Here is an 11,038-nt window from a genome sequence, read left to right as displayed (position 1 = left end):
CCCCCGCCGCGGCCACCGGACTTCGAGCCCGGCCGGCTCGGCCTGTCGATATCGCGGCGCGGGAACGGGTCAACCGGATCCTTCGCCGAGCCGACCGGGCTCAGGTCGTCCAGCGACACGGTCGACAAATAGCTGTCGGGGAAGTTCTTCTTGCCGCTGTCGTTCGCATCAGGCTTGGCTGCCTGTTCGGATGCGCCGTCGGGCGACGTCGGTGGGTCGGGACGGGGCCCGTCACCGCCGGGGATCGAGCCACCCGGACTCGTCGGGGAGTCGGGGCTCCCGGGCCGATCCGGGGGCGGTTGGTCGGCTCCGCTGGGTTCCATTTCGTTCATCGCCGATCACCGCCGGGTTGGGCGTCGGCGCCGAAGTGGATCAGCGGCCAGGAGCAGTCGATGAACTGCTCGAGGACGGACTTCAGCCGTTCGGTCCGGCCCTCGGGGGCGGTGCCGATCGCGACCTCGATCGCCGAGGGACGGCGCGTCCCGAAGCTGACGCTGTCGACCGCAGCCGTGTCGGCGAGGTCACTGATCAGCCACGCCCTGACCGCCTGGAGCTGCGCGACGCGGGTATCTCCGTCAATCTTGCGTCGGAACTGGGCTTCCCATCTCGCAGACCGGTGGTCGCGGCCGTCGTCCCGCGCGGCGTCGAGGGCACGTCGCACCAGCTCCCATCGGAACGGGGTGGCCAGGTAGGCCAGCTCGTCGGCCTGGCAGCTCCGAGGACCGCCGCCGAGCATGTGGGCCAGGGCGGTGCGGACGTGGATGGCCAGTGCGGCGGGATCGACGGTCGGCTGCAGGACCGAGGAGCGCACCGCGACCGCCTCGTCCACCGCGTGCGAGAGGGCGCAGTCGACCGTACGGGCCGGTAGCGCCTGCTCGACGAGAGCCGTCCGCACAGCCGAGGTGGGGACCGGGGTCGGCTGACCGGTGAGGTGGGCGAGCACCGCGAACTCGGCCCAGACCACCAGCCAGGGCTCGGCGGTGAGCAGGTGCGCCGCGGCGCGCAGTTGACGCAACGTGCAGGCCTGGGCGCGGCAGTCGGTGCCGCAGGTACCGCTCCGCCGCCCGATCAGCCGGTCGACCGGGGCTATCGTGCCCGACCGGGTGTCCTCCACCAGTGACCCGTCGGGAACCCGGACCAGCAGTGGCCGGTCCATGCCGTCGGTGAACACCGCACCCTCGCCGGGAACCAACGTCACCAGGTAGCGGGACTGGTCGTCGGTCACGTTCATGGTCGCGCCCACACTGTCCCGGTCGTCCTTGGCCGGCAGGCGGTGCACGATCTTCACGGCGGTGTTCTTGATGACGTCCGGGGTGAGCTTGCTGGGGATCTGCTCGGCGATGATCAGGCCTTCGCCGTAGGCGCGCACCTCGGCCAGCAGGGCGGCGAACATCTCCACCGCGTGTGTGGCCGGGCCGGCGGTGCCCGGCTCGGACCGTCGCAGCAGGCGGTGCGCCTCCTCGATGACGGTGAGATGGGTGAGGCCGGGCCGGACGGTGGCCCTCGCCGCCACCCTCAGGTGCTCCGACAGCCGCATCAGGACCGCGCCCATGAGGAACGCCTTGTCCGCATCGTCGCCGACGTCTTCGATCTGCAGAACCACGTTGCCGCGACAGAGCCGCTCGAAGCTCAGCGGATGGCCGCCCTCGAAGAACCGGCCGGCCGTACCCAGCCGGAGGCTGCTCAGTCGTACCTTGATGAACCCCTGCACGTTGGCCGCGATCTCCCGGCCGTAGCCGATCTCGGTCACCACCTCTACGGCCACCCGCTGCAGATCGGCCAGCGTCGGGTAGCGCGGGACGCGCCCGCCGTGGATCGGCTCGCCGAGAGACAGGTCCCAGCCGAGTTCCTCGTAGCACCGGGTGAGTGCCGCCGCGAGGATCTGCGGAAACGGCTCCTGCGCCTCGAAGGCGGCCAGGAACAGCGCCCGCAGCAGGTCGGCGTGCGACTGCAACGGGAATCCGGGTGCGGGTTCGAGCGGATTGAACCCGGCCGGGGCGCTGTCCGGATCGCCGGGCCGGATCACGATCACGTCCTGGCCGAGGTCGGCCAGCCGGCCGGCCATCCGGGCGTACTCGGCCTTGGCCGGCTCGACCACCAGCCAGGGCAGGCCGGCCCGGGACGCCTGCGCCAACAGGTGGCGCACGGTCTGCGACTTGCCGGCCCCGGTGGCACCGCAGACAAACGTGTGCCGGTTCAGCGACTCGCGACCCAGCACCAGATCGCCGACCTCGACCAGACCTTCGTCGAGCACCGCGCCCAGCCGGACCGCGCCGTCGCCCGCCTGCTCCGGAGTCACGTCGAAGCCGTGCTGCTCGACCAGCCGCAGTCCGGGCAGCTCCCGATCGGGTGGCCTGCTCAGCGCCGCCAGCAGTTCGGTACCCGAGGTGAACGTGGCCCGCCGCAGGTCCGGCACGGCGACCGGCGGGCCCGCCGGCTCGAGCACGTAGGGCAGGTCCGCCAGTTCACTTGCCGCGCACAACATCGCGGCCGCGGTGGTCGCGCCGCGCGGATCGATGCTGCCGACCAGCACCCGGATCCGCCACCCGCCACCCGCGGCCGCCCGACTGAGCTCCCGGTGCCGGGCCTGCTTGCGTTCCAGCTCGACCCGCTTGGCCTCACCGACCTCGCCGCGGGACAGCGGCAGGATCTCGTTGACCAGGCTGCGTAGCTCCGGCTCCAACTCCTGCGACAGCAGCGGCTCGGCGAGCACCAGCCAGGCGAACGGCCCCCGCATGTGCGCCACGTGCCGGTCGAACGAACCCCGGCGCGCGGTCGGACGTTCCTGCTTGTTAGCGGCCGGCGCCCAGAGTGCGTCCGCCCGGGCCTGGCACGGCACCCAGCTCAGGAACGGTGCGAGCAGCTTCTCGGTGTCCCCGATGGAGATGTCGGTGGCCAGCGCACCGGGCGGGAAGAGCAGCGCACGGGTGGTGGTGCCGTCCCGTGCCCGGCCGGTGACCCCGATGGCCGGCGGGAAGTACGGGCGCCCGCCGTACAGGAAGTGCAGCCGCTCGTCCTGCGGAGACCGGATCCAGGCGGTCAGCACCGCCGCGCCGGACGTGCCGGCCGCCCGCAGATCGGCGTGTGCTCCGGTCAGCGAGGCGGCCAGCGGTCCCGCCTGGTCCGCCCCGCCCTGCTCGTCTCTGGACTCCGGCGGGCGGGGCACCTGGATCAGCCGGTGGAACCGGAATCCACGCCAGTCGAACATGCCCGATCCTTACCTGGCCGGTACGGCGGAGACGCGGTCGAGCTGGCACAGACCCGGGTTGCAGTCGGCCAGGATGACCCGGCGGCCCTGGCCGGAGTTGTCCACCAGCACGAACGCGGTCTCCGGCATGCCGAGCAGCTGCTCCGGATCGATCTTGAACTCGTACACCCGACCGGACCCGGTGGACGTGCTCACGTTGTCCGCGTTGGACCAGTTGCGGGTGCCGGTCCAGGCGTGCCCTCGGGAGTCGGACAGGCCCGTGGGACGCCCGGGGGTGCCGGACCGTCGTTGTTTGGAGTTGCCGCTACCGCTGGTGTTCGCCGCGAAGCTGTCCCCGCCGCCGTCGGTGAACGTGCTGCCGACCTGCCGGGTCAGCTGGTTGAGCACGAACCTGTGCTCCTTGCCGATGAATTCGGCCGCCACGCTGGCATCACGGTGGTTGTACAGCTTCATGAAGCACACCGCGCCGCCCAGTCCGGCCGACTTCTCCAGGTCGCCCTGCGGCTGGTCGATCATCAGGACCAGCCGCACCTTGGCCGCGCGGGCGTGCTCGGAGAGCATCTGCAACTCGGCCGCTCCGAGATGGTCCGCGCCGGCCACGACCAGGAACTCCGAAATCCACCGCCGGCCGTCCATGGCGGTGCGGGCCAGCCGTACCAGCGTGCGGTCGATCTGTTCCTTGCGGTCGCCCCGGCCACCCTCGGTCGCGATCAGGTTCACCCGGGTGTCCGCCCACAGCGAACTGCCGACGCTGGCCGGGGCGACCTCGTGCAGCAGATCGAGCTGGTGGGCCAGGTACCCGAGCTGACGGGTGGTCCACTCGGTCTGGTCCACGTCACCGAGGTGCGCGGCCAGCCGGCCGATTTCGACATCGGACAGGAGGCCGTCACCGGTGCCCTGACGCAGCACCCGCATCCCGGCAGCCATCCGGGCGAAGAGCACCGGACCGTCCAGGCTGCCGATCACCCGCCGGAGCAGATCGATCGCCAGGGCCCGCTCCTCCCGCCGGTCCCCGTCCTGCCGGCCGGTCAGCGCGTGCCCGAGGCACTCGGCGATCTCCCGGGGGTCGAGCCCGCTGAGCAACTGGACGTCTGCGACCTCGTGGCCGTCCAACCGCAGCGTTCTGGTCGGCATACCGGCCGCATGGGCCACCTTGACCAGGTTTTCGCCGACCTCCTGGCCGGTGAAGTCGAGCACGGTGATCCGGTGGCCGGCGGAGAGCAGCGAGGCGCCGGCGGTGACCAGCAGGCTGGCCCAGCCGAGCCGGCGGGGGTCGCCGCCGAACACGTCGACCCGGATGGGCTCGGACGCCGGATAGACCGGGTACCACCGGGGCCCGCTGGCGGCCGCCGCGGCCGCCCGCGCCGTCGATTCGGCGTCCGAGGTGTGCTGCCGGCTCACCCGTTCCCAGCTCTGCAACGCCTGCCGGTGCCGCTCCTGCTCGGCGGCACGCAGGACCAGGTAGGGCTGCTCGAAGTTGTGGATGTTGCGGTTGGCGTACCGCACACCGCCGACCGCGCGGATCACGCCCAGCGCGAGCAACGCGGCGACCACGATCAGCGTCACCTTGTACACCTGCCGGGCCGAGTCACCGAACTCTCCGACCTGCTGCTCGATGACCAGCTGGTAGGTGGTGAAGGCGAACGCCGCGACCACGGCGAACGCCAGCCGCCAGAGAACTCTGCTGACCGCCTTCGACCGGGCCGCGACCAGCGCACTGGTGTCTGGTCGCGGTGGTTCCGTCCAGGCCGGTCGGGGCGGCGGTGGCGCCAGGGTGGCGGCCGGTACCGGTACCGGTGCCGCCTGCCAGCCCCACCGCGCGGGCGGCGCGAACAACCGGGGGACGAGTTGGGCCGACCAGCCGTCGGACGTGGTGACCACCGGCCGCAGACCCGGGCCCGCACCGGTGGCCATGCGATAGGTTCCGCTCACACCAGCCTCCTCCGTGCGCGGGGTGTTCAGATCTGGTCGAACAGGGACATGAGCTGGTCGATCCAGTCGGGTTGGATGGCGCCGAGGATCATCAGGAAGATTCCGATGGCGATGGCGATGATCACGAGCGAGAACAGGAAGCCGAACAGCCGCAGGATGGCCCCGATCGGACCGCGCTGCCGGCCGCGGTAACGGCGTTGGTCGTCGTAGGCGGCGTTGCGCCGGAAGGTGGCGCTGTTGTTCTGGACCTGCTGTTGGTACGCCTGCTGCGCGCCCCGTGCTCCTGGCGAGGTCATGGTGACTCCCTGTCCGTTGCTGTCGGTCTTCCGAATGGGCAGGGCGGCTGGCTGCTACGTGCCCGGTCGAGCACCTCGACCAGCTCCAGCCAGCCGGCGAACGCGTGCTCGATCCCGTCCGCACCGTGGGCCTGCCCCTGGATCGGCTCGGCGTCCGGGACGAGGTCCAGCACGACCCGTAGCATCTCGCTGCCTGCCTCGGTCATGCCAAGGACCATCTCCCGTACCTCGGCGGCGGGCATTGTGGTCGGCACCGCAATGTTTGCCCCCCGAAACGATCCGAGGGCCCGTCAAAGACTGCGGTCGCGATCCCACCGCGCGGTGCGGCATCCGCGGCTGACGATAACGGCATGCAGAAAGAAACCCACCCGGTCAATGTCCTGCAGCGGGTCAGAAAGATCGTGGCCCGCCAGGTCGAGGTCGAGACGGCCAAGCCGTTCGTCGTCTCCGTGATGGGTACGACCGGCACCGGCAAGTCCTCGCTGATCAACGCGCTGTTCGGCACCGATCTGAGGACCGACCCGGTGCGTCCGTGCACAAAGGACGTCCAGACCGTACGGGTGGACGGATCGGACGGGAGCCACCTGCTGTTTCACGACCTGCCCGGGATCGGTGAGGCCGGGACGGTCGACGAGTCCTACATCGCGCAGTACCGGACCAGGTTGCTCGAGTCCGACGTCGTCCTGTGGGCGATTCACGCGGACAGCCGGTCGGTCACCTTCGACCAGCACGCGCTCGACCGCGTTCTCGGCGACTCCCCGGCGGAGCGGGTCGCCCTGATGAGCAGGCTCACCTTCCTGCTCACCAAGGCGGACCTGCTCACACCCGCGCCATGGATCTTTTCGAAGTCGGGCGGCGTCGGGATGTTCGCGGCGATGCCGGCGACGGCCGAGCTGCTGGCCGAGAAGGAACGGTATTTCCAGGACGCCTTCATCCTTCCGCACGCGGCGGACCTCGTGTCGAGTACGCACCACGACGGCACGTTCGACGTCAGCGAGTCGGGCCTGGCCTTCGACCAGCACCTCGTCAGCCACCGGGGACTGCTCACCAGCGAGGCCGCGGAGGCACTGTCCGCTCGCCACCCCCGGCACCGGGACGTGTTCCAGCGGCTGCACGACAACCACCGGGTGATCTCCTGCTCGGCGCGGCTGCGCTTCAACCTCGCGAACCTGATGTTCGTGATTGTCAACAAGCTCGGACCGGGCGCCGCCGTACGGTTCCAGAAATTCACCTCCCCGCAGGGGCTGAATACGGTGTCCGTCGAGACGGCGCGGAGGTTCTGCAACCTGGTCGTGTTCGACCAGGCCCGCGGAAAGGTCCTTTTCGACATGGCCGACCAGGAACTGGGAGACCGACGATGACCCGCTACTACACGGAGGCCGACCTGGTCCGGGCGGTCCAGCGTCAGGTCGCGATCGACCGGACGTACCGGGCGAACTACCAGCGCGCGGTGGCGACGCAGAACCAGGCCTGGTTGTACGAGCTGGTGAAGACCGCGGTTCGACTGGTGTTCGGCGTGGTCGTCGGCGATTTCCTGACCGTCGGTGTCGAGATCGTCTGGGAATTCTTCGCCGACCTGTTCTCCGACTAGGCCGGATCAGGGCGGCGGTTCGGCGATCGCCCTGCTCAGCTGCTGGCGGCCCTTGACCTCCAGCTTGCGGTAGGCGTTGGTGAGGTGGGCCTCGACCGTTCGCGGGGTCAGAAACAGGGTTTGCGCGATGTCGCGGTTGGTCGCGCCCCCGGCCGCGAGACGCGCCACCCGCAGCTCGCTGATGGTCAGCGCCTCGCGGCCGCGGACCGCGTCCCGGCGCGGCCGGGCTCCCGCGGCGCGTAGCTCCTGCCGCGCCGACTCGGCCAGCGCCTCGGCGCCGCAACGGGTCGCCAGGTCAAGGCCGCGCCGGAGCGGATCGAGGGCGAGGATTCGTTGCCCGGCATGGCGTAGGGCCACGCCGTAGAAAATCAGGCAGTGCGCCCGTTCCAGCTCGGCAGGCGAATCGGTCAACAGCTCGACGGCCTCCGCCAGGCGGTCCAACCCGGGCTTCCCGGACTCGATCATGGCCAGGGTACGCAGGGCGCGGGCGATAGACCTCGGTGCGCCGAAGACGCGGGCCAGCTCCAGGTTCTCGTGCGCCAGCTCGACCGCGGCACCGGGATCGCCGAGCGCGACGTGCGCCCGCACCGCGTCGGTCCGCCATTCGGCGAAGCCGGGGTTGACGTATCCGGCATCCACCAGAAACCGTCCGACGTCGAGCAGGTCGACCAGCGCCGCCGCCGGTTCGTTGCACCGCAGCCGGAGCCGGCCGCGGGCCATCGGGATGAAGTGCATGATGACGGTGTCGGTCGGTTTGTGGCCGCTGATCTCGTAGTCCTCGAGCACCTGGCGTGCCTCGTCCAGTCGTCCACGCTCCACGAGCACGTCGACCAGCATGGCCGCGGCCAGTGGTGCGTTGCGCCGGCGCGGCTCCCCGGGGACCTCCTCCAGGGCAGCGCGGGCGTCGCCCTCGGCCTCGATCAGCCGACCCGCGTACCAGGCGGTGTGCGACCGGAGCATCGACACGTAGCGGAAGTCCCACACGTCGCCCAGCCTGCTGGTCGCGTCGAGACCCCGGTCGAGCAACTCCAGCGCCTCGGGCAGCCGGTCGGCGATCGTCAGAGCGGCGCTGGCGTAGTTGACCAGCATCCACCCCTCGTTCATCGGAACCGGGCCGGTGGCGGCCCGTTCGGCCAGCGCGGCCACCTCGTTCGCGGACCGGCCACCGGTGCCGGCCGCGCCGAAGGCCAGTGTGGACAGCAGCAGCCGGTCGGCATCGCTGGTCCCGATCGGGCGGGCGACCACGGCGTCCAACCGCTCGATGACGCCCTCCGGAGGCTGCATCGTGATGAGGTCGAGCCCGGCGACGGCGGCGTACATCGCCACCGACAGCTCACCCTGATGGCCGGCTATCAGGCCGCGGGCCAGCTCGGCGGCCTGAACGGCCTCGGGCGCACGCCCGGTCTGGGTCAACAGGAAACCAAGCTCGAGTACCAGCTGAATCCGGTCGACCAGCGGCGCGGTGAGTGCGACCGCCTCGCGGAGCACGTCCGCGGCCTCGATGGTCCGGGCCGCCATGGCCAGCACCCGCCCCAGCATCGCGGCCAGCGGCCCGCGTCGGGCCAGCGGCGGCGGCTCGACCCGGGCCCGGGTCAGGTACGCCGCCGCCGACTCGGGCGCGCCACGGCCGAGCGCGGAGAACGCGGCCGCCTCCAGGCGGTCCACCACCCAGGGATCGGACTCCGGCTCCGCGGCCAGCAGGTGCGGGGCGAGCTGTTCGGCATCGGCGTCGTCCGCGGCCAGCACGCGCGCGGCCCGCTTGTGGTCGGCGGCGTGCAGCAGGCTGCTCGAGTCCCCGTAGACCGCGGTCCGCACCAGCGGATGCACGAACGAGACAGGATGTTTGGTGGTGACGATGGACTCCCGCGCGAGCCGGTCGGCGGCGGTGGCGGCCGCCTCGACCGACAGCCCGGCGAGCGCGGCCACGTGCCGCGGCTGGGCCGCCGTTCCCAGTACCGCCAGCGCCCGGGCGAATCCGACGGCGTCCGGACCCAGCCGCGCGACCCGGGCGAGCACGGCCCGTGAGATGGCCGCGGCCCGCAGGTGTTCGACCCGGTGCGCCTCGGCCGCGACCGGTCGTGTTCCGTTCGTCCGCAGGTTGGTCAGCGCCTCCGCGAGCAGGAACGGGTTGCCGCCGGTCGCCACTGCGCAGGCGTGGCAGAACTCGTCGTCGGCCTCGGCGGACAGGTCCCGGCGTACCAGCACGCCCACCGCCTCGTCGCTGAGCCGCCGCAACCGGACGACGCGCGGCGCGACTCCGCCCAGCGCGCTGCCCACCAGACCGTCCAGGACCCGGCCCGGCCGTCCGGCCAGAAGCAGCAGCACCGGAAGGTCCGCGATGCGCCGGGCAAGGTGCGACAGGAACCGCAGCGAGGCGCCGTCGGCCCACTGCACGTCGTCCACCACCAGCAGCAGCGGTTCCGACTCCGCCAGGTTGGCACACAGCCAGTACAGCCCGTACACCACATCGCCCTGAGCGACGCCTGCCGCGCTCGTGTCGTCGTGCTGCCCGAAGACCGGCGCCGCCAGCCCGGCCGCACCGGCCAGGAGCTCGGCACTGCGCGCCGACGACGCCGCCCGCAGCGGCGGCTCCAGCAACTGTCGGACGATGGCGAACGGCAGGTCCTGCTCCAGTTCGCCGCCGATCGAGGTCAGCACGCGGACACCCAGACCCATCGCGTACTCGCTGGCCGCGGCGAGCACCGCCGTCTTACCGATCCCGGGTGGCCCTTCGACGAGTACCGTCATCCCGCGCCCGGCCACGGCCGCGGCGAGCACCTCGTGGATCGCGGCCAGATCACCATCCCGCTCGACAAGCGACATCACGGTTCCGTTCACGCCGGCGCCAGCGGCAGCGACGGGATCAGCGGCAGGACCATGCCCACGATGCTCGTTCCTGGCGGGCCGATGTACATCAGGGCGGCCCCTGATGTGTGTGGCGGTCGGGTATGACCAGGCTGGTGTCATCGAACGGGTGACGAAGGGCGGCGAGCCGACCACCGTGGTGGTCGTGGACGACCATGCCGGATTCCGGACGATGGCCGCCGTACTCCTGAGCGCCGGCGGTTTCCGGATCGCGGGCGAGGCGAGCACCGGCGCCGAAGCACTGGCGATGATCACCGCACTGGTGCCGGACGTGGTCCTGCTCGACGTGCAGCTTCCGGACACCGACGGGTTCGCGGTCCTCCGGTCCCTGCGGCAGCAGGGCATCGCGAGCCGGGTGGTGCTCTGCTCGGTCCGCGCGGCCACGGACTACGGCGCGAGGCTCGACGCCTGCGGGGCGACCGGGTTCCTGACCAAGTCCGCGCTGACGGCGGAACGGCTCAGGATCATGCTGGGGGCGGGCTAGCCGCGGCGGGCCGCAGGTAGGCGAGCACGGCGAGCACACGTCGGTGGCTCTCCGGCTCGGGCGGCAGGTCCAGGCGGAGCAGGATGCTGCGAACGTGCGACTCGACCGTCTTCGGAGTCAGGAACAACCGGTCCCCGATCGCCTGGTTGGAGCGGCCCTCGGCCATCAGCGCGAGCACCTCCCGCTCGCGCGCGGACAGCCGCTGCAGCGGATCGTCGCGCCGGCGGCTCGACAGCATCAGCGAGACCACCTCGGGGTCGACCGCGCAGCCGCCGGACGCCACCCGGCGGACCGCGTCGACGAAGTCGGGAACGCCGCCGACCCGCTCCTTCAGCAGGTATCCGACGCCGCGCGCGCTGCCACCCAGCAGCGCCGTCAGGTACCGCGACTCCAGGTACTGGGACAGCACCAGCACGCCCACGTCGGGATAGGTGGCGCGGATCTCGATCGCCGCCTCCAGCCCTTCCAGGCGGTGCGTCGGCGGCATCCGCACGTCCACCACGGCCACGTCGGGACGGCTCGACGCCACCGCGTCCCAGAGCGCCGGCCGGTCGCCCACCTCCGCGACCACGTCGAAGCCCTGCTGCCGCAGCAGGACGCCGATCGCCGTACGGACCAGCGCCGCGTCGTCGGCGAGCACCACCCTGGTCGTCACGTCCGCT

The 11,038-nt window shown here is 71.4% G+C and carries 9 protein-coding genes; 3 read left to right on the top strand and 6 right to left on the bottom strand.

The window, feature by feature from the left end; translation table 11 throughout:
* Positions 1–328: 328 nt before the first annotated feature.
* Genes I0C86_RS15325 through I0C86_RS15310 form a run of 4 tightly spaced genes read right to left on the bottom strand, consistent with a single transcriptional unit; the run spans position 329 to position 5,642 of the window.
* Complete coding sequence (locus I0C86_RS15325; RefSeq protein WP_196201887.1) at positions 329–3,208, bottom strand: ATP-binding protein; 2,880 nt, start codon at positions 3,206–3,208, stop codon at positions 329–331.
* Positions 3,209–3,217: 9 nt separating this feature from the next.
* Positions 3,218–5,140, bottom strand: coding sequence for a hypothetical protein (locus I0C86_RS15320; RefSeq protein ID WP_196201886.1), 1,923 nt, complete (start codon positions 5,138–5,140; stop codon positions 3,218–3,220).
* Between the two features lie 26 nt (positions 5,141–5,166).
* Positions 5,167–5,436 (bottom strand): hypothetical protein, encoded by a 270-nt coding sequence (locus I0C86_RS15315; RefSeq protein ID WP_196201885.1) that lies wholly within the window; start codon positions 5,434–5,436, stop codon positions 5,167–5,169.
* Positions 5,433–5,642, bottom strand: coding sequence for a hypothetical protein (locus I0C86_RS15310; protein WP_196201884.1), 210 nt, complete (start codon positions 5,640–5,642; stop codon positions 5,433–5,435). Before I0C86_RS15310 ends, I0C86_RS15315 begins: the two co-directional genes overlap by 4 nt.
* 144 nt (positions 5,643–5,786) lie before the next feature.
* On the opposite strand from I0C86_RS15310, the gene I0C86_RS15305 reads away from it, so the two are divergent.
* Positions 5,787–6,797 (top strand): GTPase family protein, encoded by a 1,011-nt coding sequence (locus I0C86_RS15305; protein WP_196201883.1) that lies wholly within the window; start codon positions 5,787–5,789, stop codon positions 6,795–6,797.
* Positions 6,794–7,027: a hypothetical protein gene (locus tag I0C86_RS15300; RefSeq protein WP_196201882.1), complete on the top strand. Its 234-nt coding sequence runs from the start codon at positions 6,794–6,796 to the stop codon at positions 7,025–7,027. The genes I0C86_RS15305 and I0C86_RS15300 overlap by 4 nt, the downstream gene beginning before the upstream one ends.
* Positions 7,028–7,033: 6 nt before the next feature.
* Here the strand turns inward: I0C86_RS15300 and I0C86_RS15295 are convergent, their stop codons facing one another.
* Complete coding sequence (locus I0C86_RS15295) at positions 7,034–9,850, bottom strand: ATP-binding protein (RefSeq protein ID WP_196201881.1); 2,817 nt, start codon at positions 9,848–9,850, stop codon at positions 7,034–7,036.
* Between the two features lie 151 nt (positions 9,851–10,001).
* Between I0C86_RS15295 and I0C86_RS15290 the strand changes: the two genes are divergently transcribed.
* Entirely contained in the window at positions 10,002–10,376 is a 375-nt protein-coding gene (locus I0C86_RS15290; RefSeq protein WP_323373647.1) for a response regulator transcription factor, read from the top strand.
* Here the strand turns inward: I0C86_RS15290 and I0C86_RS15285 are convergent.
* On the bottom strand, positions 10,357–11,031 hold the full coding sequence (locus tag I0C86_RS15285) for a response regulator transcription factor (RefSeq protein ID WP_323373646.1): 675 nt from the start codon (positions 11,029–11,031) through the stop codon (positions 10,357–10,359). The genes I0C86_RS15290 and I0C86_RS15285 overlap by 20 nt on opposite strands.
* Positions 11,032–11,038: the final 7 nt, after the last annotated feature.

Source organism: Plantactinospora alkalitolerans (assembly GCF_015690345.1).
GTDB classification, from domain to species: Bacteria; Actinomycetota; Actinomycetes; order Mycobacteriales; family Micromonosporaceae; genus Plantactinospora; species Plantactinospora alkalitolerans.
The sequence above is the reverse complement of the archived record's forward strand: the minus strand, read 5'-3'. Positions and strand labels throughout refer to the sequence as shown.

Coding starts and splice junctions, on each gene's coding strand:
- I0C86_RS15325 (WP_196201887.1), bottom strand. CDS start 3,208: ATGTTCGACTGGCGTGGATTCCGGTTCCACCGGCTGATCCAGGTGCCC.
- I0C86_RS15315 (WP_196201885.1), bottom strand. CDS start 5,436: ATGACCTCGCCAGGAGCACGGGGCGCGCAGCAGGCGTACCAACAGCAG.
- I0C86_RS15310 (WP_196201884.1), bottom strand. CDS start 5,642: ATGACCGAGGCAGGCAGCGAGATGCTACGGGTCGTGCTGGACCTCGTC.
- I0C86_RS15305 (WP_196201883.1), top strand. CDS start 5,787: ATGCAGAAAGAAACCCACCCGGTCAATGTCCTGCAGCGGGTCAGAAAG.
- I0C86_RS15300 (WP_196201882.1), top strand. CDS start 6,794: ATGACCCGCTACTACACGGAGGCCGACCTGGTCCGGGCGGTCCAGCGT.
- I0C86_RS15295 (WP_196201881.1), bottom strand. CDS start 9,850: ATGTCGCTTGTCGAGCGGGATGGTGATCTGGCCGCGATCCACGAGGTG.